Source organism: Undibacterium sp. FW305-107, from assembly GCF_058788535.1.
In genome coordinates this window covers 372,672-396,331 of sequence record NZ_JBYTAV010000003.1, presented here as the reverse complement: position 1 = coordinate 396,331, position 23,660 = coordinate 372,672, and the positions used below count along the sequence as shown (strand labels likewise).

The window sequence follows — 23,660 nt, the reverse complement described above, 5'->3', positions numbered from 1 at the left end:
TTAAGTCTAGCCTTTGTCTTTAAAAACGCGGCAAATCAGGAAATTTCAACACACCTTTTTTCACATGCATGCGCCCGTATTCGGCGCAACGATGCAAAGTAGGTATAGCTTTGTCCGGATTTAGCAAGGCAGCCGGATCAAAAGCCCGTTTCAAGGCGAGGAAGGCAGTAATCTCTTCGCTGGAAAACTGCACACACATGGAATTGATTTTTTCTATGCCCACGCCATGCTCACCGGTGATCGTGCCACCGACCTTGACGCATAGCTCCAGTATCTCGGCGCCAAATTCCTCGGCACGGTGAAACTCACCTTCTTTATTTGCATCAAATAAAATCAGCGGGTGCAGGTTACCATCGCCCGCATGAAAGACGTTGGCGCAACGCAGGCCATATTTTTCTTCCATGGCAGTGATGCCGATCAGGACTTGCGCCAGATGCTTGCGCGGTATCGTGCCATCCATGCAGTAGTAATCAGGGGAAATACGACCCGCAGCGGGGAAAGCATTCTTGCGGCCAGACCAGAAACGCAGGCGCTCTGCCTCGCTATTGGAGACTGCCAATGCGGTCGCACCTGCCTGCTCTAATACAGCACTCATGCGGGCAATTTCTTCTTCGACTTCCTCTATCGTCCCGTCTGACTCACAGAGCAAAATAGCCTCGGCATCGGTGTCATACCCTGCCTGCACAAAGGGTTCCACCATGCGTGAAGAGGTCTTGTCCATCATCTCCAGCCCGGCTGGGATGATGCCTGCGGCGATCACGCTGGCCACCGCGTTGCCGCCTTTTACTACATCATCAAACGAGGCCATGATGACGCGTGCTGTTTGCGGCTTGGGTATCAGTTTGACGGTCACTTCAGTGACGACACCGAGCATGCCTTCCGAGCCTATGAACACGGCCAGCAAATCCAGGCCAGGTGCATCCAGTGCACCGCCGCCCAGCTCGATGACTTCGCCTTCCATGGTAATGGCGCGTACCGCCATGACATTGTGAACGGTCAGGCCATATTTGAGGCAATGCACACCACCAGAATTTTCTGCCACGTTGCCGCCTATGGTGCAGGCGATTTGTGAAGACGGGTCGGGCGCGTAATACAAATCGTGGGCAGCTACCGCTTCAGAAATCGCCAGATTGCGTACGCCCGGCTGAACCACGGCAGTGCGGGCATAGGCATCGACCTTGATGATCTTATTGAGCCTGGCGGTTGACAGCACCAGGCCATCAGCAATCGGCATGGCACCACCAGACAAACCAGTACCGGCACCACGGGGCACGATGGCAATCTGTTTTTCGCGGCAGATATTGATGATGCTGATGACCTGGCCTTCGTTCTCCGGCAGGGTAACCACCATCGGTAACTGGCGGTAGGCAGCCAGGCCATCACATTCATAGGGACGGGTATCTTCTTCATCATACAAAATGCAATGCGCAGGCAATTGCTGGCGCAGTGCGCGCACAAGATCTTGCTGGCGTGAAGAAATGGCGAGTGATGCTTCCATGCTGGCTCCTGTTGATCAGAACCCGTTTCATCAATGGCGATGTTGGCGCTTCATTGATGAAATGAGTTCTAGAGGAGTGTAATCAGCTTTACTACTCTTGTGATGAATTGTTCAGAGAAATTGCCGCAAATACTTTTCATTTCTCGAAGGGAAGTGACTTATGCAACAGTTCAATGTAAGAGTTTTTATCGGGTAGAAAATTTTCTGCTTAACAAGCAAAAATAAACAAAAAAACAAGCACGAAACTGTTATTTAGCCCCAGCCTTCACCAGGGTTTCTATCATTGTCTTGTTTTGCTTCGCTGCATATCTTGCCGTGGACAATGGCGTATCACCATTAGGGGCAATGGCATTGACGTCGGCTTTTTTGCTGATTAACAATTGGACTGTCTCCAGTCTGTCCATCAGTACGGCGCAGAGTAAAGCTGTATATCCATCACCATTCGTGGACTCAATACTTGCACCCGCCTTAAGCAAAGCCAGGATAATGTCATTGTTACCCTTCAAAGCCGCCTGCGTCATGAAGGTGGGGGCAGCCCTGCTGTCTTCTTGCAAGTCCAGCCTGATTTTATCTTTGATGAGCTTTTCAACTGCCGCAACATTATTCTCGTTGATGGCTTTCAGCATGGCAGTGTACTGACTGCGCTCTGCCTTGCTCAAACCACCCGCACCTGCACTGGCTGGCAGTGCTACCGCGAACAGGATGGACATCAGGATAGACGTCAAGCTGAGTATGTATTTGTTTTTCATGTCTGAAACCCTTTACTAAACCAAAGGGCGGCATCTTACAGGAATTGCCATGGCAAACCTTTTATCAAAGCGCAATAAACTGTAACAATCAATGTAATGCAGACAGACAAAAACACAAAAGGACGCCGCAGCGTCCTTTTTCAGGCAAATCGACGAGGATTATGCTGAGAATGAAGAACCGCAACCACAAGTGGTTGTTGCATTTGGGTTCTTGATGACGAACTGTGCACCTTCGAGGTCATCCTTGTAATCGATTTCTGCGCCAACCAGGTATTGGTAGCTCATGGAATCGATCAGCAAATGGACGCCATTCTTGGTCATGGTCGTATCATCTTCATTGGTGATTTCATCAAATGTGAAACCATACTGGAAACCTGAGCAACCACCGCCTTGTACGAAGACGCGCAGTTTCAGGTCAGGATTACCCTCTTCTTCAATCAGCTGGGCTACTTTGGCAGCGGCGCTTTCAGTGAAAACAATGGGTGCGGGCATTTCGGCAACAGCGTTCATAATTACTCCTTCAGACTATTTACCATCATTATAGACCCGCACGGAAATCTATGCATTGTTCGCTGCGAGTTTCAAGACAGGTTCTTGAGCCTGGTCATGGCTGAGCTTGCCAGAAACGACAGCACCGCTCAGCATTTCCAGTGTTTTGTAGTGCACATCACCAGATATTTGTGCTTTTGGCTGTAATTCAAGCAATTCTGATGAAAATACCGGGCCATTGATGACGCCATTCACCACGATGTGGGCGGCACGGACTTCGCCATCAATTTTTGCCTGTTCAGAAATCACCAGCATGCTGGATGCTTCCAGGTCAGCAACAACATTACCGCGTATATGACCATCGATGCGCAAACCGCCCTTGAAATGCAAGTCGCCTTGTATGACGGTGGTCGCACCGATCAGACTGTCTATGGTGTTTTTGGTTTTTCGATTAAACATTCGTGTTCCTTCTTGAGGAAGTGAGCCAGAAGCCGCAGCATATAAGAAATGCCATTTTAGCAAGCGCAGCTTTTCTTTGCGTGGTTTATAAATTGACCGCTTACAAATTGACCGCTATAAATTGACCATTTGCTGAGCCCGGATCTGGCCATTTACTAAGACCTTGGCCTGCACACCTTTAACCGTAGCTCCTTCTGGTAAGGTAATGGTACCTTCCAGTCTTTGATAATGCCGGAATGACAACTTCAACTTCCCGGCATCGCCCGACTTAGGATCGGGAAACAGCATCGTAGCAGGTTTACCCGCTTGTACCAAGTTCAGGCTGAATTGCATTTCCCCAGTGAAATCCCGGCCACTTTTGCCACCTTGCATGACCAATGCCCTATAGCGCAACTGGCCCGGACTGAGTATTTCTACTTTGAAATTTTGCAGCGAGATACCTTCAGCGCCAACGGCAGAAGGTGTCAGACTTTCAAAAAATGCCAGATCATCCTTAAGCTTGAGGTTTTCTGTAGTCAGGACCTTGACCTGGTCAGTCAATTGCTTTTGCGTCGACTTGTCTATATTAACCGTGCTTTCTATGGTATTCGCTGCCAGCGATAACTTGTCGCGTTCGGCAGTCAGTTCCTTGATTTTTTCTTTGAGCTCTTCGACCTGATCAGCGCTGATCCTGGAACCAAAGGCAAAGCTCTTGCCCAGATCATAAGTCCACCAGGCGACACCGGCAGCAACAGCAATGACGATGCCAGCCATGGCCATTTTTGATGACCATGGGCGTTCATGCGTAATCGTCATTTTTGGCGCCAGGAAGCGCTTGGGAGTCAGACGTGACTTTGGCATGGCCGTGCGATTAAGGCAGCACTGGCACGTGCATCAACCCAGTGCTTTCTTCAAGACCAAACATCAAATTCATACATTGCACTGCCTGACCGGATGCACCTTTCACCAGGTTGTCCTGCACAACCAGAATAATGACCGTATTGCCATTATTTGGCCTGTGCAAAGCCAGGCGCAACATATTCGAAGCACGGGTAGAGCGTGTTTCCGGATGCGAGCCAAATGGCAGAACATCAACAAAAACCTCATCTTTATAGGCGTTTTCAAACAGGGCCTGCAAGTCTTCGTTGTTGATTTCTGTATTCAGGCGTGCATACAGGGTGGAATGCATGCCACGTATCATAGGCACCAGGTGCGGCGTGAACAGCAAACCTATCTGCTCTTTGCTGATGCGCTGCAATTGCTCTATGGTCTCAGGGGTATGTCTGTGGCCGGATACGCCATAAGCTTTGAAGGTGTCACTGGTCTCAGAGAACAAGAGTCCCAGCTCAGCCTTGCGGCCAGCACCGGATACACCGGATTTGCAGTCAGCGATGAGGTTACCGGCATCAATGATGCCAGCCTTCAGCAGCGGTGCAAAACCCAGTTGCATGGTGGTTGGATAGCAACCTGGGTTACCAACCACTCTGGCGGTCTTGATGGCGGCACGGTTCAGCTCCGGCAAGCCATAGACAGCCTCTTCCAGTACCTCGGTGCAGGTATGCGGGATACCATACCATTTTTCAAATTCTGCCACATTCTTCATGCGGAAGTCAGCTGCCAGGTCGATGACCTTGACGCCGGCGGCCAGCAATTCTGGCGCCTGTGCCATAGCGACGCCATGCGGGGTGGCAAAGAAGACGACGTCGCATTCTTTGAGGTTGGCTTTGTCAGGCGCAGAAAAAGCAATATCCACGCGGCCACGCAGGGAAGGATACATTTCAGAAACTGGCAGGCCATCCTCCTTGCGGGAGGTGATCGCCGTAATTTGCGCCTGAGGATGGATGGCCAATATGCGCAATAACTCTACCCCGGTATATCCAGTGCCACCTACGATGCCAATTTTGATCATATGCTTTCCTTGCAAGAAATTTTGACGCTATTCTAGCAGCATAAGAGTCTATGCCGCTGCGACTGAAAAAACTCGTTACATGCCTAAGAATGTGTTTACGATCTTACTGCGCGAGCGTGATCGGGACTCATGTGCTGCTCAAAATGCTCATGTACTTCAGTACATTCCGCTTTTTGCGCTGCTCTTCATCCCGCTGACGCACGCTCGCTACAGATCGAAAGCACTTTCTAAAAGCAAAAAAGCCGCCCTTGCAGGCGGCTCTCTTGTAGCAATTCGTACAGCGATAAAAAATTAACGCTTGGAGAATTGTTTTGCGCGACGTGCTTTGCGCAGACCAACTTTTTTACGTTCAACTTCGCGAGCATCACGAGTAACGAAGCCAGCTTTTGACAATTCAGGTTTCAAAGCTGCATCGTAGTCGATCAGGGCACGAGTGATACCGTGACGAACAGCACCGGATTGGCCGGATTCGCCGCCGCCGTGAACGTTAACCATAATGTCGAATGTTTCGAGATTATTAGTCAGTTCCAGAGGTTGACGGATGACCATCAGGCCAGTTTCACGAGAGAAATACTCGTTTGCTGGTTTGCCGTTGACAACGATCTTGCCGCTGCCGGATTTCAGGAATACGCGAGCAACTGCGCTCTTGCGACGGCCAGTTCCGTAGTTGTAATTACCGATCATGGCTAATCCTTAGATGTCGAGTACTTGTGGTTGCTGAGCTGCGTGCGGATGTGTTGCATCTGCATAGACTTTCAGCTTCTTGATCATTGCATAACCGAGTGGGCCTTTAGGCAACATGCCTTTAACAGCTTTCTCGAGTGCACGACCTGGAAAACGCTCTTGCATTTTCTGGAAATTTGTTTCATAGATACCGCCTGGATAACCAGTGTGACGGTAGTATGTTTTGTTCAGAGCTTTAGTACCAGTCACGCGCAGTTTGCCTGCGTTAACAACAACGATAAAATCGCCTGTGTCTACGTGTGGTGTAAATTCTGGTTTATGTTTGCCGCGTAAACGGAGTGCCACTTCGCTGGCAACACGTCCGAGTACTTTATCTGTCGCGTCAATCACGAACCAGTCGCGCTGAACCTCATGGCCCTTAGCGGAAAAGGTTTTCATGTTGAATCCTAATAAAAGTTAAAAACGCCCTCAAATATTCTGTGTTTTTGGTGGTTCTGCCATTAATTTCAGCAGACTCGTCCTTATCACTTCTCCCTTGGGCGATCAGGGAGTCGGAAATTATAGTATTTTCAAAGACTTAGTGCAAGAACTGTTTAATTTTTGTGCAGACTTTGCAGAAACTGTGTGGAAATTTTGCGGAAACACAGGCAAAAAAAACCCGAAGGCTGGCTTCGGGTTGAATCCACCAAAGGAGTAGGTGGAGGAGACAATTGCAGGGTTAGTTGACAGACTTGCTATTAACTAACCGATGAGTCAATAATAGGATAAGAAATTGTGCAGTGCAAGGTAATTTACAGTTTTCTGCGCAAAAGTTCACGATTTTGAGCAATAGGCTACAATCTGAGGACAGCATTTTCAATTCAACGGGGGTAAGAAATGGAAGCAACAGTACGCTGGACAGGGTCGTCCGGCATGTCTTTTCTGGCAGAAACCGGTTCTGGTCATGCGGTATTAATGGATGGAGCGCCCGATGGTGGTGGCCGCAACCTGGCACCACGTCCCATGGAAATGGTGTTGCTCGGTACAGGCGGGTGCTCCGCCTATGATGTGGTGCTGATTTTGCGCAAGGGCAAACAGGATATCCGTGGCTGTGACGTCAAGCTGACGGCAGAACGTGCTGATACTGAACCCAAGGTATTCACAAAGATCAATTTCCACTTCGTCGTGCGTGGCCGCCAGTTGAAAGCGAACCTGGTGGAGCGTGCCATCAAGCTGTCACATGAGAAATACTGCTCGGCGTCCATCATGCTGGAAAAAACAGCAGAGATGACGCACAGCTTTGAAATTATTGAAGACCTCGACCTGCCTTCAGAGCATCAGGCAGCGGGCTGACTTTCTTCCTCCGGCTTACCAAAAATATCTGTGTAAGTCGGATAGGAGGAACAATAAGCGATGATAAAAATAATAAATGACAATATTGTCAACAGCAACACCGCAACGCTAACGTCTATGCTAAGAAAGATAAGCGCCAGAGGGCTAATGAGGATCGAAAGACCATACCAGCCAAGGAAATAAACAAGAAATGCTTTCCAGGAGTGAAGGACGGCAAAGAAACTGTAGAACATGGATTTAATCAAGGACATGCGCTGCCAGGCAATCAATGGAACGCTATACCAGAATGCCATCACAAATGGGACATAGATCAGGACGGACAAAAGCATCGCCTTGACCGGTATGGCTTGATCCAGGCTGGCAGCATCTGCAGGCGTAGCCTTTCCTGCTGCCTTCATGAAGTTGGACAGAGCATCATCATTGAGCAGGTCAGAAAGCCAATAGGTAAAGAATATGGCGACTATGCGAAGCAAACCCGAGCCGAGCAAAGCGACCATGCGCGGGGATTTAAAACCGGAGAAAAGTAAGCCGGGTGTTATTTTTTGCTGATTATCTGCGCGTCGGCATGCTTCTATAAATCCGACTGAAAATACCGGGAATAAAAACAAGGTCAGGAATTGCCCGGCTACAGGAATGAACCTCAGCAACTGCGTCAGCATCATCCACAAGAAAAACAGGCTGAGTAATTCCAGTGGCCGCTTGCGAAACAGTGCAAAGCCCTGCTTAACCCATGTCCAGCCGGACTGTGCATTAACAGCATTCATTGATTATTGGGGTAAAGCTGGCACGCGACCAGACTCACGCAGGCGCAGAATACGTTCAAAATGAGTAGGATCATGCGGGGTCAGCATTTCTGCGTCCCTGGGTTGATAAAAATCATACAGGCGCGACAACCAGAAACGCAGGGCAGCAGCGCGCAGCATAGGTTGCCAGGCTATACCCTCTTCTTCAGTGAAAGGGCGTACAGCATGATAGGCGTTCAACAAGGCCAGCACACGCGCCTCATCCAGCACACCGGTAGCGACATCAATACACCAGTCATTGACTGTTACGGCCACATCAAAAATCCAGGTATCGCAACCAGCAAAATAAAAATCAAAGAAGCCCGTCAGCCGCTCGCCATCGAACATGACATTATTGCGGAACAGGTCGGCATGAATGGGGCCGCGCGGCAAGGCGCGGTAAATTGACGTACTGTCAAAGGCATCCTGGAAATGAACCTCTGCGCGCAACAAATGCTGCAATTCATCTGACAAGAATGGCAGGACTTTGGGCGTCGTCTCGTGCCACCAGTCCAGCGAACGCAGATTTGGCTGCTGTATGCTGAAATCCTTGCCTGCTGTATGCATGCGTGCCAGCATGGCACCCACTTCTGCGCAGTGTACGGTCTGCGGCTCCATCTGTGAGCTACCTTCAAGTTTGCTGACAATAGCAGCAGGCTTGCCTTGAAGAGCGACCACTAACTCACCTTGATCATTAGCGATAGGTGCAGGCACCAGTACGCCATGATCTGCCAGGTGGCGCATGAGTTTCAGGTAAAACGGCAATTGCTCGAAGCTCAGGTTTTCAAAAATCGTCAGGACGAATTCACCTGCTTCGGTATTAATGAAAAAATTGCTGTTCTCTATACCTGAAGCAATACCTTTGATGCTTAGCGCCTTACCGAGAGGAAATTGCTGCATCCAGGGGCCAAGGTCTTCCAGACTTACCGGTGTAAAAACTGCCATGTCAATTAAAAATGAGGAGCTAAGTGAATGCTTACTTCGATGCTGCAGCACTGGCGGAGGCGGCTGATTTTGCTGGCGCAGGTGCCAGCACATCAGGAGGGTTGCCCTCTTTAACTTCTTTCTTGCCACCGAATTCGAGTATCGTCCATTGGGCTGCACGATTAGCATCGCCCTGTACCGTACCTTTTGGTGCATTACCTACATCGGTATCGGTTTTAACCGTGTAATTACTTTTACCAGACTTCACTTGCACTTCGGTTCCCTTACCACCAATGACACGTTTTTCAGTCACCTTGGTTTTAGGTTCTGGTTTGCTCACTGACACACCCTTGGGATCAGGGAGCTCCTCCAGTTTTTCCATTTTTGGCGGAGGTGGCACGTCAGCCTTGGAAGGCGCTTGTGCTGAAACTGACTGAGCGGCTGTGAATGCCAACAAAAACGACATCAGCAGCACTGCAGATTTGTTTGTGATTTTCATGTTGAAGCCCGGAAACGATATATATTCTGTCATTGTAACAAACCCAGGCGGGTCTGACAGGAATATACGGTCAGACCTGGCGCAAAGCTTATGTCAGCGTCTGCCTGCATTCACAATTACAACGGCTTTGAATAAATAAAATAAAAGAGGCGCTATCTTAAAAGATAGCGCCTCTTTCGTATTCAGATCAAACGGGCCTGAACCCGTTTAACAAGAACCGTATTAGAACTGGTGACGGATACCAGCTGTCAATTCTTTTACGTCAGCGCCTTTAACTGCTGCGCCCACTTTTTGGGAATTGGCATCTTGTGATGTGCTTGCGAAAGCAGCATACAGGTCAGTACGCTTGGAGAATGCATACTGATAACCGATAGCGAATTGCTTGGCATCGCCAACTGTCGCTGTCGAAGATGCGGACAGACGTGTAGAGTCTTTGATGTTGGAGTAAGTAGCCAGGATCTTGTTGGATGCATCAAACGGAACTGTTACACCAACTGTGTAGATTTTTTGATCTACAGCCAGCGCAGCATCATCGCTTACTTTTTGATAGATCAGCACTGGTTTTGCTACGCCGAAGTCGTAGGAAGCTGCCAGAGTGTTACCTTTGCGTGCATTGATAACGCCACCAGCTACAGCTTGGCCATTATCTTTAACGAAAGAGTAACCAACGTCCAGACCATTTGCTGAGTAACGCAGGTTCAGACCCAAGGAACGGCCAGCGGAGTTGTCGCCAGCAGCTTCGCCGAAGCCATATTGACCAGCAGCAGAGAAACCATTCAGGTTACCTGGTGTGTAGTAGTAAACTGCATTGCTTGCACGGCCACCGGAGTTGGCGTTAGCGCCAGCAACTGTAGCTGTACCGCCGATGAAGTACAGATTGGACAGACCATTGCCGCTGTTGATATAGCCGGATGCAAACGGATCGTAGTTGTCGAAGAATTTGAAAGTTGGAGTCTTGTCACGGCCCAGATCTACTGTACCGAAATCGCCAGACAGGCCAACTGTAGAACGACGGCCAAATGTACGGCCTTGAGCAGAGCTACCATCATCAACGTTCAAACCCATTTCCAGAACGAAGTTGGCTTTCAAGCCGCCGCCGAGGTCTTCAGTACCTTTGAAGCCTACGCGGGAACCGTTTTCCTGACCACTCTGCAGTTTGTTGAAACGGCCAGCAGGCGTGCCGTTGTCCAGACTTTGGAAGCCAGCGTCAACGATACCGTAGACAACAACGGAAGATTGAGCGAACGCTGCACCGGAGAAAGCACTCATCAGAGCAAGTGCGAGGAATGATTTTTTCATTATCTAGTATCCAAAAATGAATGTTAAGTTTTTACCAATTTCACATCAAGCACGGTAAAAACAGAATTACAGGTGTTTTACAGCCTTGAATCGGTAAGAGATCCAATGACAAGCGGCACGATACCTGTGAAAAGTGACAACTTGATGAATTCAATGTGTTTAGAAAGCTACACTTTAATAAAGTTCAGCCAAAAAGAACACGACGGATATCTTATTTGCATATGCGGAACGAATAGTACACAAAATCAGGGAAACCTGCTGCCACACAAGATTATGCACCATTGCTGCAAAGCACCAATTATATAAGGCCAGTAACAAGCATTTCAAGTAACTGACTTGAAATTTATTTATATATTACAGTAATTGAAACATTTCATAATCAGTGAAAACCCCTACTCTATGGCCTCCCAGGCGTTCTGTTTTTGTGCAGTCATGGCACGCCAGTAAGCACGTCCGGTGTACCACATGGCTGCGCCTATGGCCGCACACGCAAACTGCCCCAGGGCCAAAGTCAGGACGGAATGATCAAGGGCCGGTGCGACAATACCGGCAATCACTGCCCCCAGCAGGGTTACCGTGGCCGACTGACAGGACGCGACGATGCCACGTATATTCGGGAACAAGTCCAGCACCAGCAAGGTTGCCCCTGGTGCAACCAGAGACATGCCAAAGGTATAAAAAAACAGCGGTGTCACTGACCACAAGAGTATAGGTGGAGAAAAATAGTGGAAGATGACATTAAACAAAGATGCGCCAATCAGGAAGCAAAAACCTATGCTGACCTGCTTCCATACCGTCATATTGCCTGCCAGCCTGTTGGCTGCCAGAGCACCAAAAAATATGCCGCCCACCGACGGTACAAACTGCCAACCAAACTGGTCTGGCCCCAGATGCAAATGCTGGGTAATAAAAGCCGGGGCTGCAGAAACATAGAGGAACAAGCCAGCAAAATTAAAGGCGATGGTGCCTGCCTTTAAATGAAATAGTGGTGACTTGAATACTTTTTTATAACTAACCCATAAAAATTCTGCGCTGAAAGGCTGGCGCTTATCCATAGGCAGGGATTCAGGCAGACGCTTATAGCAAGCCCACCACAAGACCACGGTATAGCCAAACAACAACAGGAAAATCGCCCGCCAGCTCAGGAAACTGACTACCCAGCCACCCAGGATAGGTGCAATCGCCGGTGCAATAGAGAAAATCATGGTCACCAGTGACAGCAAACGCTCAGCCGGGGCACCTGCATACAAGTCACGGATGATGGCACGACCAACCACCATGCCCGCCCCCGCCGACACACCTTGCAGAATGCGAAAGCCCCACAAATAATGAATGCTATGCACAGAAGCACAACCAAAGCTGGCCACGGCAAACACCCCCAGTGCCACCAGGATCACGTTGCGGCGTCCAAAAGCATCTGACAAAGCACCATGCCATAAGGTCATGACGGCAAAGGACAGCATATAAGCTGTCAGGGTCTGCTGCACTTCCAGTGCACTCGCATGCAGGGTGGACTGGATATTGGGGAAAGCAGGGAGATAAGTATCGATCGAGAACGGACCAAGCATGGCCAGGGCAGCCAGTAAGGTCGCCAGGCCAGCATTGCTGATCTTGGTTGCAGAGGACATGGGCAAATTCAGTGTTGCGCCTGATAGCCAGAGCAGCTATCAGGCATGGGACTACAAATTGGGAGGCGAAAAAACTGCAGCCAATACTACTCCGCTGTTCACGCTGAAGTTCACACTGAAATTCAGATGCCACCCATGCAAAGGTATTTCATTTCCAGATATTCATCCATGCCATATTTGGAGCCTTCACGCCCCAGGCCGGATTGTTTGACGCCGCCAAACGGTGCTACTTCATTCGAGATCAAGCCGGTGTTGATGCCTACCATGCCGTATTCGAGTTTTTCAGCAACCCGCCAGACACGGCCTATGTCGCGTGAATAAAAGTATGACGCCAGGCCAAAGTCAGTGTTATTCGCTGCGGCAATGGCTTCTTCTTCAGTCTTGAACTTGACGACTGCGGCTACCGGGCCAAAGGTCTCTTCATTCATGATCAGCATGCCGGATGTGACATTCGACAGCACGGTTGGTTCATAAAAAAGTTTGCCGGCTTCCAGCAATTTGCCACCCGCCTGCAAGCTTGCACCTTGCTTGAGGGCGTCGGCCACATGTTCTTCTACCTTGGCGACTGCCTGTGCATCTATCATTGGCCCCTGGTTAATGCCAGCACCAAAGCCATCGCCCACCCGGATCTTTTTAGCACCGGCTGACAGTTTTTCTACAAAGGCATCGTAAATCGACTCATGCGCATAAAAGCGGTTGGTACAGACACAGGTCTGGCCAGAATTGCGGAATTTCGATTGCAGCGCACCTTCGACAGCAGCATCCAGGTCAGCATCTTCAAACACGATGAAGGGAGCATGGCCACCCAGTTCCAGCGCCAGTTTTTTTACCGTCTGGGCAGACTGACGCATGAGGATACGGCCTACCGGCGTTGAACCGGTAAAGGACAAATGCCTGACCACAGGGCTGTCGCACAAGACCTTACCAACAGCAATAGACTGCTCCGAGTCAGCGGTGATGATATTGATGATGCCTGCCGGTATGCCAGCCCTGTGCGCCAGTTCTGCCATGGCCAGCGCCGACAAGGGTGTTTGCTCGGCAGGCTTGATGACGATGGAACAGCCAGCGGCTACTGCAGGCGCCACCTTGCGCGTAATCATCGCGATAGGGAAATTCCAGGGCGTGATCGAAGCGCAGACACCGATAGGCTGCTTCAAGACCACCATGCGCTTGTCGCTCCAGGTCGATGCCATGACATCACCAGATACGCGCTTGGCTTCTTCAGCAAACCATTCTATGAAACTGGCACCGTAGATGACTTCACCCTTGGCCTCAGCCAGTGGCTTGCCCTGCTCTGCCGTCATGATGGCAGCCAGGTCGTCGGCATTCTCTATCATCAGGTCAAACCATTTGCGCATGAGCGTCGCGCGTTCCTTGCCGGTTTTTGCGGCCCAGAGCGGGAAGGCAACTTGCGCGGCCTTGATGGCGGCCTCGGTATGGCTGGCGCTCAGGTTCGGTACTGTGCCCAATATTGCCAGCGTGGAAGGATTATTCACTGCAAAACTGGCCGTGCCTGTAACCCATTCGCCATTGATGTAGGCCTGCTCACGTAATAAGGATGGGTCTTTTAAATTCAGTTGCTTTGCTGTTGATTCCAGTGCCATGACTACATCTCCTTGCAGAATCTTGAAGTTAAGCCTCAAGCCTAAAGCAAAATGGCCAGGTCTGCTGAGACCCGGCCATTTTTTTAGTAGCTTATTGCCATAGCATGAAAATTATTCAGCTATATCTTTGGGTTTGGCTTCTTCCCTGCGGTTAAAGCCTGCCACCATATCAAAGCGGAACAAACGGCATTCCAGTGCACCGTTGAAGAATGGCGTCTTGCGCGACTCTTTCAGACGCAACATCTTGGGCAAACCCAGGTCAGCAGTGAACAGGAACACACTCCAGCCAGCAAAGCGCTGCTTGAGCGTGGTACTGAAGGCACTGAAGAAGTCTTTGGCCATATCATCTTCTTCCATCGTGCTGTCACCGCGTACACCGATACGTTCACCGTAAGGCGGATTGGTCAGCAAGATGCCTGGCTCTGTCGTTGGTGCCTTGATTTCCTGCGCTTCTATCTGCTTCAATGGTACGTCAAAACGTATGCCAGCCTTGTTCAGGTTATTGCGTGTCATGACTATCATGTCGCCAGAAATATCGCTACCGAAAATAGTTGGTTCAGCAGGCAGAGGATGTGGCTTGGCGCTGGCCTTGATCTGAGCCCATGCATCGGCATCGAATTGATGCATTTTCTCAAACGCGAAATCGCGCTTCAGGCCAGGTGGTATGCCTGCCAGGATTTGCGCAGCTTCGATGAGGATGGTGCCGGAACCGCACATGGGATCAAACAAAGGGGTGCCAGGTTTCCAGCCAGCGGTTCGCAGCAAGCCTGCTGCCAGGTTTTCTCGCAAGGGCGCATCACCGGTTTCCAGACGCCAGCCACGCTTGAACAAAGGCTCGCCAGAGATATCCAGATATACCGTAAAATTGCGCGCATCCATGAAACCGACGATGCGCATGTCAGGGTTCTTGGTATTGACCGAAGGACGCTGGGTGAACTGGTCACGGAAACGGTCGCAGATCGCGTCCTTGATTTTGAGCGTGGCAAAGTCCAGGCTCTTCAAAGGTGATTTTACTGCCGTGACATCGACACGGATAGTGTGGTGATAACCAAACCAGTCTTCCCAGGGCTGTGCCAGCACCAGGTCGTAAATATCGTTTTCATTGGTATAGCCAGAATGCGCCATACGCATCAGCACGCGCGATGCAATGCGTGAATGCAGGTTGATACGCCAGCCATCATGCAGGCTGCCTGAGCAATGCACGCCGCCCGGCACTTGATTGTGGACAGCCATGGTCTTATCCAGGGCGGCAATTTCACCCAACTCTTCAGCCAGGGCTATTTCCAGGCCACGTGGACATGGACAAAAATAAGAATAACGCGTCATAGGAGTACCCTTTATCCGTTAAAAAAAACGATGGTGAATATTCACCGCCAATTGTTGGCCTGGAGTTCTGCACTCCAGGTCAACCATATTTTGAAACCTCATCAAACCTAGAAAGGTTTGACGACTACCAAAATCAATATCGCCAGCAACAAAATTACCGGCACTTCATTAAACCAGCGGAACCAGACATGACTACGCTTGTTAACACCCTTCTCAAACTTTTTCAGCAAGCTGCCACAGGCGTGGTGATAACCTATCAGCAAGATCACCAAGGTCAGTTTGGCATGCAGCCAACCATTACCCGGTCCCTTGCCTATGCCATAGCCTAGCCACAACCACAGGCCGAAGATCAGTGCCAGCACCGCCAGGATCGTCATGAAACGGTAGAGCTTGCGCGCCATCAGCAACAGACGCTCTGTTGTGGGTGAGTGATTTTCCATCGCCAGGTTGACCAGAATGCGCGGCATATAAAACAGGCCAGCGAACCAGGACGTGACGAACAGGATGTGGAAAACTTTAACCCAAGGATAAAAATCCATATTGCTCTTTCTTTTTATTGACGCACTTCACCATGGCCAAAGACTACATACTTCATCGAAGTCAGCCCTTCCAGACCTACCGGGCCGCGTGCATGCAGCTTGTCATTCGAGATGCCAATCTCTGCACCCAGGCCATATTCAAAACCATCGGCAAAACGGGTGGAAGCATTCACCATCACCGATGCTGAATCAACTTCGCGCAAGAAACGCAGGGCACGGCTGTAGTCTTCTGTGATGATGGATTCTGTATGTTTGGATGAATAATCATTGATATGCGTGATGGCTTCATCCAGGTCAGCCACTAGCTTGATGGCCAGAATAGGGGCCAGGTATTCAGTACTCCAGTCTTCTTCTGTGGCTTTAGCCAGATGCGGGTAGCCTGCCAGAATCGCAGCGGCGGCATCGTCACAGCGTAATTCCACCTGCTTGCCTGCATATAACTCAGCCAGTGCAGGCAAGACTTGTGCAGCTATGCCCTGCGCGACCAGCAAGGTTTCCACGGTGTTGCAAGTACCATAGCGGTGGCACTTGGCATTGAAAGCCACGTCTACCGCTTTTGTCAGGTCAGCCTTGTCATCAATATACACATGGCAGATACCATCGAGATGCTTGATCATGGGCACTGTCGCCTCTTGCATCAGACGCGCAATCAGGCCCTTACCACCACGCGGAACGATGACATCGACATATTGCGGCATGGTGATCAGCTCACCGACGGCAGTGCGGTCTGTGGTCTCGACGATTTGTACAGCATCAGCAGGCAAACCGGCACCGGCCAGGCCTTCCTTGACCAGCTTCGCCAGCGCCTGGTTGCAATGGATAGCTTCTGAGCCGCCACGCAAGATGGTGGCGTTGCCACTCTTAATGCACAGGCCGGCGGCATCTACAGTCACATTCGGGCGTGCTTCATAAATGATGCCGATGACACCCAGCGGCACGCGCATTTGCCCTACCTGTATGCCGGTTGGGCGGTATTTCATGTTCGAGATTTCACCGATAGGGTCAGCCAGGCTGACGATCTGCTCCAGGCCTTCGGCCATGGTGGCAATCGCCTTGTCGGACAGGGTCAGCCTGTCGAGCATCGCTGCTTCCATGCCTGCTGCTTTGGCTGCGGCCAGGTCAAGTTCATTGGCGGCACGCAAGGCGGCGGCTTCACGCCTGATGGCGGCAGCGATCAGGGACAGAGCCTTGTTCTTGGCGGCGGTGTCGGCTTTGGCCATGGCGCGCGATGCTGCGCGGGCACGGATGCCGAGGTCATTCATGTAGTGCTTGATATCCATATCGTCATTCAGAGGACATCTAGTCCTCATATTCGTTGATCAGCCACCAGCAAGGTGGCGAGGGAATTCAATTTCCGGTTTGATAAACCGCTTAATCAGGTGCAGGTACAATTGCGATTAAGCCGCTTTTGCCACTCTCAAACCCAACTGTAATAAGGCATCCCAGGGATCACCTGCAAATGCCTTCGCTCGTAAACCTTTTACCATCTTATCGACTTGCGATGCCTCTTGCAGTGCAGCCCGCAAGTTTGCCAGGCTGACGCGACGCAAGGCGGGGTCCATGAGTTTTTCCCGCGGGCCCCAGATGCGGTATTCTTTCAGCAAGGCTGACAAGGGCCTGCCTTGCGCCATGCCAGACTTCAGTTTCAGCAAGGTACGTATCTCTTCTGCCATGGCCCACAAAACCAGTGGCAGTGCTTCGCCCTCACCTTTCAAACCATTCAACATGCGTACCAGTCTCGCAACGTCACCAGCCAGCATGGCTTCATTGAGTTTGAAGACATCATAGCGCGCCACATTCAGCACTGCATCATGGATTTGTTCAAAACTCAGCTTGCCTGGCGGATGCAAGAGTGCCAGCTTCTGGATTTCCTGATGGGCCGCCAGCAAGTTGCCCTCTACCCTGTCGGCAATGAAATCCAGGCTTTGCCGGTCTGCACTTTGCTGCTGCAAAGACAGGCGCATGCTGATCCAACCTGGCAGTTGATTACGCTCTACCAGCGGAATATCGATATATACCGCTGCCTGCTGCAAGCTGCCTACCCAGGCGGCTTTTTGCGTCGCCCAGTCCAGCTTGGGCAAAGTGATCAGGGTGAGGTTATCGGGCGACAGATTCGTCACATAATCCTGCAGGGCCTGGCCACCATCTTTGCCGGGCTTGCCGGTAGGGATACGCAAGTCGATGAGTTTTTTATCACCAAACAGGGATTGCGACTGATTCGCGGCCAGCAAGCCCCCCCATTTGAAACTGCGTTCCACTGTCAGGATTTCGCGTTCGTAAAAACCCTGCGACTTTGCTGCACGACGTATCTTGTCTGCGGCTTCCAGCGCCAGCAAATGCTCATCACTGGTGATCACATACAGTGGCGCCAGTGTTTTCGCCAGATGGCCATCAAGGGCATCGAAGCGTAATTGCATATCAGTCGTCCATCTTTACAACAGCCAGCCTGCGCATGATTTGCTGCACCAGGTCACTTTGCATGTCGCGGTACAGCAAGACTTCTTCCGCTTCTTTCGCCAGCACTTGTGATTCATTAAAGCTGATATTACGCTTCAACTGCAGATCTACCGGTTCCAGATACTCCTTGCCCACATTATTGCGGACACGGAAGCGGAAGTTATAAATCAGATTGTATTCACGCACACGCCCCTGGCTGTTCAGGGACAGGATTTGCTTGTCCCTGGTTTCGCTGAGCACTTCCAGTATGACCTGGGCATCCTTGGCTTCAGACATGATCTGGGTCTGACCATTGGCACGGATATGGCGGCGCAATTCGCCACCAAGTGCCGAGCTTTCAGGCATGCCGATATAGATACTCTTGAATGGCAAAGCAACCGGGCCACGCAGGGCAAAACCGCAAGCCGACAACAACATGATGGACATGATGACTGCCAGCCATTGCAGATGCTTTAAATACTTTGCTTGCATGCGGTTTCCTTTATTACTTTGTCAGACTATTGTTCAAGACCAAGATATCACGCAACGATATTCACCAGCTTGCCAGGTACGATGATGATTTTCTTGGCTGCGCCTTCCATGAATTTCTGCACGCTTTCATTGGCCAGGGCTGTCGCTTCAATGGTCGCCTTGTCGGCATCCTTGGCAACCTTGATACTGCCGCGCAGTTTGCCATTGACTTGCACCATCAGCTCGATTTCATCTTGCACCAATGCAGCTTCATCCACCAGCGGCCACGGCGCATCAATGATTTCACCAAGTTCTGTCGCCAGACCCAGTTCCTGCCACAGTACGTGGGTAATATGCGGACATACCGGATACAGGCCACGCAGCAGGATGCTGAAAGCTTCACGCAAAGCTGCCGCGCTGCCTTCGGCTTCTGACTTGAAGGACTCTATGGTGTTGAGCAACTTCATGGCACCAGAGACAACGGTGTTGTATTGCAGGCGATCATAATCAGCATCAATCTGCTTCAGCGTCAGATGCACTTCACGACGCAAAGCCTTGACATCATTGGCATACGCAGCAGGCGCAACGGTGCCAGCAGCAATGCTGCCAGATAATTTCAATGCAGACGCCCACAGACGGCGCAGATAACGTGATGCACCTTCTACACCGCTATTACTCCATGCTGCACTTTGATCCGGAGGACCAGCGAACATGGTGAACAGGCGTGCTGTATCAGCACCAAACTGCTCAATGATGTCTTTCGGCTCAACTACATTGTTCTTGGACTTGGACATCTTTTCTATGCCGCCCATTTGTACAGGCTGACCGTCGCTTTTCAGCGATGCCGAAATTGGGCGTCCCTTGTCATCATGCTGGACTTCAATTTCATTCGGGTAGAACCAGATTTTCTTGCCAGTAGAATCTTCACGATAGTAAGACTCGTTGAGCAACATGCCCTGGGTGAACAGGTTCTTGAAAGGCTCGTCTATCTTGACCAAGCCCAGGTCACGCATGGCCTTGGTCCAGAAACGTGCATACAGCAAATGCAAAACTGCATGCTCGACGCCGCCTATGTACTGGTCCATCGCCATCCAGTAATCATTGCGCTCGTCGACCATGGTCGGCGCATCTGGGCAGGTATAACGCATGAAATACCAGCTGGAATCAACGAAGGTGTCCATGGTGTCGGTTTCACGATGTGCCGGACTGCCACATTTAGGGCAAGGCACATTAAGGAAATCTTCACGATGCTTCAATGGGTTGCCAGAACCGTCAGGAATGCAGTCGGTAGGCAAGACCACCGGCAAATCTTCATACGGCACAGGCACATCACCACAGCTTGCGCAGTGAATGATAGGGATAGGTGTACCCCAGTAACGCTGGCGGGAAATACCCCAGTCACGCAAACGCCAGGTGGTTTTCTTTTCGCCGAGTTCTTTGGCAATAAGGTCGGCAGCGACTGCATCGACAGTAGCCTTGAAACTCAAGCCATCATATTTGCCGGAATTGACGGTGACACCACGTTGCTTGTCGCCATAATATTCTGCCCAGGCATCAGTGCTGAAGCTTTCACCTTCAATCGCCACCACTTGCTTGATGGCGATATTGTATTTTTTCGCGAAAGCGAAATCGCGTTCATCATGCGCAGGAACACCCATGACAGCGCCATCGCCATAAGTCATGAGGACATAATTACCGACCCAGACTTCTACCTGCTCGCCAGTCAAAGGGTGAGTAACGAAGAGGCCAGTAGGCATGCCCTCTTTTTCCTTGGTCGCCATTTCGGCTTCTGTCGTACCACCGGCTTTGCAGACTTCAATGAAGGCTGCCAGCGCTGCATTGTTTTTTGCGGCCAGCGTAGCAACAGGATGCTCTGCCGCTACTGCGCAGAAAGTCACGCCCATGATGGTGTCTGGACGCGTAGTAAATACATACATCTTGCCGTCTTGTATCAGCGCGCCTGCTTCATCAGCGATCTGGTGCGGAAAAGCAAAGCGTACGCCTTCGCTCTTGCCTATCCAGTTGCGTTGCATGGTGCGTACTTGCTCAGGCCAGCCATCCAGATTATCGATGCTGTTCAGCAGTTCGTCAGCGTATTGGGTGATGCCGAAGTAGTAGCCTGGGATTTCGCGTTTTTCTACCAGGGCGCCAGAGCGCCAGCCGCGACCATCGATGACCTGCTCATTCGCGAGCACGGTTTGATCGACAGGATCCCAGTTGACGACCTGGGTCTTTTTGTAGGCGACGCCTTTTTCCAGCATCTTCAGGAACAGCCACTGGTTCCAGCGATAGTAATCCGGGTCGCAGGTCGCGACTTCACGCGTCCAGTCGAATGCCAGACCCAGGGGCTGCATTTGCGACTTCATGTCTTCAATATTCGCGTAAGTCCATTCTGCCGGTGATTTTTTATAGGCAATCGCCGCATTTTCTGCTGGCAAGCCAAATGCATCCCAACCCATGGGCATGAGAACGTTATAGCCCTTCATGCGCAACTGGCGTGCCAGCATGTCATTGATCGTGTAATTGCGCACGTGGCCCATATGCAGCTTGCCAGAAGGATAAGGCAGCATGGAACAGGCGTAATACTTGCCTTTAGGGAAACGTGGATTGTTTTCTACTGCCGTATAGGCATCGATCTTTTTCCAATGGGATTGCGCCGATTGTTCGACGTCGGAAGGCGTGTATTTTTCTTGCATGGCGTAAGCAGAAGTAGATGCGGAAATGACTCAGAACCTTTGATTATAACTGGTTCAGGCACATTATTGAGGAAAGCCTGATGGACAAAGGCTGTCAGGGCGAATTTACAGGGAGAGTGGTGCTTATTCAGGCTAGTCTGACCTGAGCAGGCCAAGAACAATTAAGGCTTTTTAGCCTGCTTGCTGTCGGTCACGAAAGAAATCTTGGCCAGCCCCTGTGCCTGGGCAGACGCCATGACCTGGGCAATGATTTCATAACGGGTGGACTTATCTGCGCGTAGTTGCAATTCTGTCTGCTTGTTCTTTTTTGCCAGCAAAGCCAGTCTGGATTCCAGATCAGCCATGGCGAGAACCTGTTTATCCCAGTACAGAATGCCGTCAGCATCAAAGGAAATACGCACTGTATCTGCCTGGTCCGGCACCGGGGCAGACTGGGCTTGTGGCAAATCCAGCTTGACGGCATGTGTCATGAAAGGAGCTGCAATGATAAAGATGACAAGCAAGACCAGCATCACATCGACCATGGGCGTGACATTGATGTCCGCCATTGAAGTCAAGGGGCGGGATGAAGATTCGCGCAGCGTATGGAATTGACCGAATGTCATCTCTGGAAAGTATCAAACCTTGCTCATGTGAGCATGCAAGTCAAAAGCAAAACCATCAAGCTCTGCCAGGGTAATGCGGTTGACACGGTTAAAAGCGTTGTAAGCAAGCACTGCAGGTATCGCGACCAGCAAACCCAGCGCTGTCATGATCAGGGCCTCACCTACCGGCCCTGCCAGTTGGTCGATTTGCACCACGCCATTGGACGAGATTGCCGTCAAGGCGCGGTATATACCCCAGACCGTTCCCAATAAGCCAACAAAAGGAGCGGTTGCGCCGACTGAGGCGAGAAAGCTCAGGCCGGTTTCCAGCTTGACTGTCAGCCCCTGCAATTCTTGACGCAGGCTACGTGTCAGGATTTCGCTAAGCCCGGCACTGGCAGACAGCGTGGCGCTGCGCTGTGCAGTGTCACCTGCTGCATGCGCAGCATCTGCCAGAGTGATGAATACCTTGGATTGATCCGCCTGACGCAAGGACGACAAGGCATCTGCCAGGCTGGGGGCGCGCCAGAATGTACGCACTGCCGGCGCCGCCTTACGGATGCGCCAGAAACTCCAGCCCTTCATCAAGATCAATGTCCAGCTCAGTACCGACATCAACAATAATAGCCAGCCGACCAGATGACCCAGGGCATCAGCCTGTTCCCAGTAATGTGCAATTGCAGAATTCATGCGTGCGCCGCTTATTTCACTTATTTAAATGTCAGGCAAATGTTGTGTTATTAACGAAAACTAAATAGGACTTACGCAAAATTGTCCCGGCAAGGCTATCGCCTTAGGAAACCTCTCTTGCAAGAGAGGTTCGTTACGTCGGCAGGCAACATGTTGCCTGAAACCCCGACTACACCATAGCGACGAAGACAGTACTTTAGTACGGCCAGGAGCTGCAACGCTGCTGGGGCAGTTTTGCGTCAGTCCCACTACCGCAAACCCAGCACATCATACATATCATACAAGCCTGTAGACTTGCCTTGCAGGAAACGTGCTGCACGCAGGCTGCCATGGGCATAAGTCACACGGCTGGATGATTTGTGGCTGATTTCTACACGCTCACCTATGCCGGCAAACAAGACTGTGTGGTCACCAACAATGTCGCCGCCACGGATAGTGGCAAAACCGATGGAAGATGGATCGCGTTCACCAGTCACGCCTTCGCGGGCAAAGACACCCACTTCATTGAGGTCACGGCCCAATGCATCGGCGATGACTTCACCCATTTTCAGGGCAGTGCCTGATGGAGCATCCACCTTGAAGCGGTGATGGGCTTCGACGATTTCGATGTCATACCCCTCTGCAAAGCTCTTGGCTGCCATTTCCAGCAACTTCATGGTGACATTCACACCCACACTCATATTCGGTGCAAACATGATGGCAGTTTTTTCTGCGGCGGCGGCGATCGCTGCCTTGCCAGCCTCATCAAAGCCTGTGGTGCCTATGATCATCTTGATGCCATGCGCAGCACAATATTCAAGATGCTTAAGTGTACCTTCCGGACGGGTGAAGTCGATCAGGTAGTCAGCATTCGCCAGGCCTGCGGACAGGTCAGCCGTAATGCTGACACCAGAAGGCTTGCCCAGGCTGGCTGCCGCATCCGTACCCAGAGCTGGCGAAGCTGGCACATCCAGGGCACCAACCAGTACCATATCATCCGCATTGCTGATCGCTTCGACCAGCATTTTCCCCATACGGCCAGAAGCCCCGGCCACGGCGATTTTCAGTGCAGTCATTGGTATTAATTTCTCTTTAGATTTATTT

Annotated in this window: 24 protein-coding genes; 1 reads left to right on the top strand and 23 read right to left on the bottom strand. The window is 50.9% G+C overall.

Annotated features, from left to right (window positions below):
* Positions 1 to 19: 19 nt before the first annotated feature.
* From AC3WQT_RS08830 to rplM, 8 genes are all read right to left on the bottom strand, one after another.
* Positions 20 to 1,498: an FAD-linked oxidase C-terminal domain-containing protein gene (locus tag AC3WQT_RS08830; RefSeq protein WP_492703501.1), complete on the bottom strand. Its 1,479-nt coding sequence runs from the start codon at positions 1,496 to 1,498 to the stop codon at positions 20 to 22.
* 248 nt (positions 1,499 to 1,746) lie between these two features.
* On the bottom strand, positions 1,747 to 2,247 hold the full coding sequence (locus tag AC3WQT_RS08825; protein WP_492703500.1) for an ankyrin repeat domain-containing protein: 501 nt from the start codon (positions 2,245 to 2,247) through the stop codon (positions 1,747 to 1,749).
* Between the two features lie 159 nt (positions 2,248 to 2,406).
* Positions 2,407 to 2,757, bottom strand: a complete 351-nt coding sequence (gene erpA / locus AC3WQT_RS08820) for an iron-sulfur cluster insertion protein ErpA (protein WP_110255173.1) — start codon at positions 2,755 to 2,757, stop codon at positions 2,407 to 2,409.
* 48 nt (positions 2,758 to 2,805) lie between these two features.
* Positions 2,806 to 3,195, bottom strand: a complete 390-nt coding sequence (locus AC3WQT_RS08815) for a bactofilin family protein (RefSeq protein WP_422949483.1) — start codon at positions 3,193 to 3,195, stop codon at positions 2,806 to 2,808.
* A gap of 114 nt (positions 3,196 to 3,309) precedes the next feature.
* Entirely contained in the window at positions 3,310 to 4,035 is a 726-nt protein-coding gene (locus AC3WQT_RS08810) for a DUF6776 family protein (protein ID WP_492703499.1), read from the bottom strand.
* A gap of 10 nt (positions 4,036 to 4,045) precedes the next feature.
* Positions 4,046 to 5,083: an N-acetyl-gamma-glutamyl-phosphate reductase gene (gene argC / locus AC3WQT_RS08805; protein WP_492703498.1), complete on the bottom strand. Its 1,038-nt coding sequence runs from the start codon at positions 5,081 to 5,083 to the stop codon at positions 4,046 to 4,048.
* Positions 5,084 to 5,374: 291 nt separating this feature from the next.
* A complete protein-coding gene (gene rpsI / locus AC3WQT_RS08800) occupies positions 5,375 to 5,767 on the bottom strand; it encodes a 30S ribosomal protein S9 (protein ID WP_110255177.1) in 393 nt (130 codons plus the stop codon).
* Between the two features lie 9 nt (positions 5,768 to 5,776).
* The gene (rplM, locus tag AC3WQT_RS08795; RefSeq protein WP_110255178.1) at positions 5,777 to 6,205 is read right to left on the bottom strand and encodes a 50S ribosomal protein L13; all 429 of its coding nucleotides are present in this window, start codon (positions 6,203 to 6,205) and stop codon (positions 5,777 to 5,779) included.
* A 438-nt stretch (positions 6,206 to 6,643) separates the two neighbouring features.
* Between rplM and AC3WQT_RS08790 the strand changes: the two genes are divergently transcribed.
* A complete protein-coding gene (locus tag AC3WQT_RS08790; RefSeq protein ID WP_492703497.1) occupies positions 6,644 to 7,099 on the top strand; it encodes an OsmC family protein in 456 nt (151 codons plus the stop codon).
* On the opposite strand, the gene AC3WQT_RS08785 is transcribed toward AC3WQT_RS08790, so the two are convergent.
* From AC3WQT_RS08785 to dapB, 15 genes are all read right to left on the bottom strand, one after another.
* Complete coding sequence (locus AC3WQT_RS08785; protein WP_492703496.1) at positions 7,084 to 7,863, bottom strand: BPSS1780 family membrane protein; 780 nt, start codon at positions 7,861 to 7,863, stop codon at positions 7,084 to 7,086. The genes AC3WQT_RS08790 and AC3WQT_RS08785 overlap by 16 nt on opposite strands.
* A gap of 3 nt (positions 7,864 to 7,866) precedes the next feature.
* The gene (locus tag AC3WQT_RS08780) at positions 7,867 to 8,826 is read right to left on the bottom strand and encodes a homoserine kinase (protein WP_492703495.1); all 960 of its coding nucleotides are present in this window, start codon (positions 8,824 to 8,826) and stop codon (positions 7,867 to 7,869) included.
* Between the two features lie 31 nt (positions 8,827 to 8,857).
* Positions 8,858 to 9,304, bottom strand: coding sequence for a hypothetical protein (locus tag AC3WQT_RS08775; RefSeq protein ID WP_492703494.1), 447 nt, complete (start codon positions 9,302 to 9,304; stop codon positions 8,858 to 8,860).
* A 222-nt stretch (positions 9,305 to 9,526) separates the two neighbouring features.
* Entirely contained in the window at positions 9,527 to 10,603 is a 1,077-nt protein-coding gene (locus AC3WQT_RS08770; RefSeq protein ID WP_492703493.1) for a porin, read from the bottom strand.
* A 392-nt stretch (positions 10,604 to 10,995) separates the two neighbouring features.
* Positions 10,996 to 12,231 carry a multidrug effflux MFS transporter gene (locus AC3WQT_RS08765; RefSeq protein WP_492703492.1) on the bottom strand — a complete coding sequence of 412 codons (1,236 nt, stop codon included), beginning with the start codon at positions 12,229 to 12,231 and terminating at the stop codon, positions 10,996 to 10,998.
* Between the two features lie 122 nt (positions 12,232 to 12,353).
* Entirely contained in the window at positions 12,354 to 13,835 is a 1,482-nt protein-coding gene (locus AC3WQT_RS08760; protein WP_492703491.1) for an NAD-dependent succinate-semialdehyde dehydrogenase, read from the bottom strand.
* Between the two features lie 111 nt (positions 13,836 to 13,946).
* Positions 13,947 to 15,161, bottom strand: a complete 1,215-nt coding sequence (locus AC3WQT_RS08755) for a THUMP domain-containing class I SAM-dependent RNA methyltransferase (RefSeq protein WP_492703490.1) — start codon at positions 15,159 to 15,161, stop codon at positions 13,947 to 13,949.
* Positions 15,162 to 15,268: 107 nt separating this feature from the next.
* The gene (locus AC3WQT_RS08750; RefSeq protein ID WP_492703489.1) at positions 15,269 to 15,700 is read right to left on the bottom strand and encodes a CopD family protein; all 432 of its coding nucleotides are present in this window, start codon (positions 15,698 to 15,700) and stop codon (positions 15,269 to 15,271) included.
* A gap of 14 nt (positions 15,701 to 15,714) precedes the next feature.
* Complete coding sequence (locus AC3WQT_RS08745) at positions 15,715 to 16,980, bottom strand: glutamate-5-semialdehyde dehydrogenase (protein ID WP_492703488.1); 1,266 nt, start codon at positions 16,978 to 16,980, stop codon at positions 15,715 to 15,717.
* Positions 16,981 to 17,097: 117 nt separating this feature from the next.
* A complete protein-coding gene (gene holA, locus AC3WQT_RS08740; protein WP_492703487.1) occupies positions 17,098 to 18,117 on the bottom strand; it encodes a DNA polymerase III subunit delta in 1,020 nt (339 codons plus the stop codon).
* Position 18,118: 1 nt separating this feature from the next.
* A complete protein-coding gene (locus AC3WQT_RS08735) occupies positions 18,119 to 18,628 on the bottom strand; it encodes an LPS-assembly lipoprotein LptE (protein ID WP_492703486.1) in 510 nt (169 codons plus the stop codon).
* Positions 18,629 to 18,675: 47 nt separating this feature from the next.
* Positions 18,676 to 21,303: a leucine--tRNA ligase gene (gene leuS, locus AC3WQT_RS08730; protein WP_492703485.1), complete on the bottom strand. Its 2,628-nt coding sequence runs from the start codon at positions 21,301 to 21,303 to the stop codon at positions 18,676 to 18,678.
* A gap of 161 nt (positions 21,304 to 21,464) precedes the next feature.
* Entirely contained in the window at positions 21,465 to 21,908 is a 444-nt protein-coding gene (locus AC3WQT_RS08725) for an ExbD/TolR family protein (RefSeq protein WP_492703484.1), read from the bottom strand.
* Between the two features lie 12 nt (positions 21,909 to 21,920).
* Positions 21,921 to 22,577: a MotA/TolQ/ExbB proton channel family protein gene (locus AC3WQT_RS08720; protein ID WP_492703483.1), complete on the bottom strand. Its 657-nt coding sequence runs from the start codon at positions 22,575 to 22,577 to the stop codon at positions 21,921 to 21,923.
* Positions 22,578 to 22,825: 248 nt separating this feature from the next.
* Complete coding sequence (gene dapB / locus AC3WQT_RS08715) at positions 22,826 to 23,632, bottom strand: 4-hydroxy-tetrahydrodipicolinate reductase (protein ID WP_492703482.1); 807 nt, start codon at positions 23,630 to 23,632, stop codon at positions 22,826 to 22,828.
* Between the last annotated feature and the right edge of the window lie 28 nt (positions 23,633 to 23,660).

Coding starts and splice junctions, on each gene's coding strand:
- AC3WQT_RS08745 (WP_492703488.1), bottom strand. CDS start 16,980: ATGGATATCAAGCACTACATGAATGACCTCGGCATCCGTGCCCGCGCA.
- AC3WQT_RS08790 (WP_492703497.1), top strand. CDS start 6,644: ATGGAAGCAACAGTACGCTGGACAGGGTCGTCCGGCATGTCTTTTCTG.
- AC3WQT_RS08825 (WP_492703500.1), bottom strand. CDS start 2,247: ATGAAAAACAAATACATACTCAGCTTGACGTCTATCCTGATGTCCATC.
- AC3WQT_RS08720 (WP_492703483.1), bottom strand. CDS start 22,577: ATGAATTCTGCAATTGCACATTACTGGGAACAGGCTGATGCCCTGGGT.
- AC3WQT_RS08775 (WP_492703494.1), bottom strand. CDS start 9,304: ATGAAAATCACAAACAAATCTGCAGTGCTGCTGATGTCGTTTTTGTTG.
- AC3WQT_RS08750 (WP_492703489.1), bottom strand. CDS start 15,700: ATGGATTTTTATCCTTGGGTTAAAGTTTTCCACATCCTGTTCGTCACG.
- AC3WQT_RS08810 (WP_492703499.1), bottom strand. CDS start 4,035: ATGCCAAAGTCACGTCTGACTCCCAAGCGCTTCCTGGCGCCAAAAATG.
- rpsI (WP_110255177.1), bottom strand. CDS start 5,767: ATGATCGGTAATTACAACTACGGAACTGGCCGTCGCAAGAGCGCAGTT.
- dapB (WP_492703482.1), bottom strand. CDS start 23,632: ATGACTGCACTGAAAATCGCCGTGGCCGGGGCTTCTGGCCGTATGGGG.
- AC3WQT_RS08735 (WP_492703486.1), bottom strand. CDS start 18,628: ATGCAAGCAAAGTATTTAAAGCATCTGCAATGGCTGGCAGTCATCATG.
- AC3WQT_RS08755 (WP_492703490.1), bottom strand. CDS start 15,161: ATGACGCGTTATTCTTATTTTTGTCCATGTCCACGTGGCCTGGAAATA.
- AC3WQT_RS08785 (WP_492703496.1), bottom strand. CDS start 7,863: ATGAATGCTGTTAATGCACAGTCCGGCTGGACATGGGTTAAGCAGGGC.
- AC3WQT_RS08760 (WP_492703491.1), bottom strand. CDS start 13,835: ATGGCACTGGAATCAACAGCAAAGCAACTGAATTTAAAAGACCCATCC.
- AC3WQT_RS08725 (WP_492703484.1), bottom strand. CDS start 21,908: ATGACATTCGGTCAATTCCATACGCTGCGCGAATCTTCATCCCGCCCC.
- AC3WQT_RS08765 (WP_492703492.1), bottom strand. CDS start 12,231: ATGTCCTCTGCAACCAAGATCAGCAATGCTGGCCTGGCGACCTTACTG.
- rplM (WP_110255178.1), bottom strand. CDS start 6,205: ATGAAAACCTTTTCCGCTAAGGGCCATGAGGTTCAGCGCGACTGGTTC.
- holA (WP_492703487.1), bottom strand. CDS start 18,117: ATGCAATTACGCTTCGATGCCCTTGATGGCCATCTGGCGAAAACACTG.
- erpA (WP_110255173.1), bottom strand. CDS start 2,757: ATGAACGCTGTTGCCGAAATGCCCGCACCCATTGTTTTCACTGAAAGC.
- AC3WQT_RS08815 (WP_422949483.1), bottom strand. CDS start 3,195: ATGTTTAATCGAAAAACCAAAAACACCATAGACAGTCTGATCGGTGCG.
- argC (WP_492703498.1), bottom strand. CDS start 5,083: ATGATCAAAATTGGCATCGTAGGTGGCACTGGATATACCGGGGTAGAG.
- AC3WQT_RS08780 (WP_492703495.1), bottom strand. CDS start 8,826: ATGGCAGTTTTTACACCGGTAAGTCTGGAAGACCTTGGCCCCTGGATG.
- AC3WQT_RS08830 (WP_492703501.1), bottom strand. CDS start 1,498: ATGGAAGCATCACTCGCCATTTCTTCACGCCAGCAAGATCTTGTGCGC.
- leuS (WP_492703485.1), bottom strand. CDS start 21,303: ATGCAAGAAAAATACACGCCTTCCGACGTCGAACAATCGGCGCAATCC.
- AC3WQT_RS08770 (WP_492703493.1), bottom strand. CDS start 10,603: ATGAAAAAATCATTCCTCGCACTTGCTCTGATGAGTGCTTTCTCCGGT.